We start from the raw sequence: 471 nt of genomic DNA, 5'->3' as shown, positions 1-471 counted from the left end.
CTGGCAAAAGGGAGAGCGTATCAAAGGTTTTTAAATCAATGCGTTAAGGATGATTCCGGTGAATGTGAACAGTGATTCCGGGATGTTGAACACTGTTTCCGGAAAGGAGGGGCGAAGTGTTCAGGTTGAACCGGAATGAGCGTTCATATTGGTCCGGAAATGGTGTTCACGTTGAATCGGAATTGGTGTTCATGATCGGCCGGAATATGCACTCTGGTAAACCATTCTCGTTATCTTCCTAGATTTGGGACCTGCATGCCCATGTGCAATGGCTTGGGGGAAGATGACCACAAATTTGGCCAGTTAAGACTAGCGCTGTTATGCCTAAATAACTGATCCCAATAGTGCTACACCTTCGCTGTACCATAGCCATTCCCCGGGAAAGGAGACACGGTATCCATGAAGTGTTTCACTCGGGCCAGCAGGCTGGCCATTCCTCTGCATTGATGATTGCGCGTGATGGTTTCATGT

General features: G+C 48.0%; 1 pseudogene. It reads right to left on the bottom strand.

What is annotated here, in order from left to right:
• Positions 1–347: 347 nt before the first annotated feature.
• A pseudogene (locus J9892_RS20465) lies at positions 348–471 on the bottom strand (IS630 family transposase); the annotation flags it as partial.

The sequence above is a fragment of the Aeromonas sp. Prich7-2 genome (genome assembly GCF_017939255.1).
Classification (GTDB): Bacteria; Pseudomonadota; Gammaproteobacteria; order Enterobacterales; family Aeromonadaceae; genus Aeromonas; species Aeromonas caviae.
Note: the sequence above shows the minus strand (reverse complement) of the source record. Positions and strands in the feature narration are given on the sequence as shown.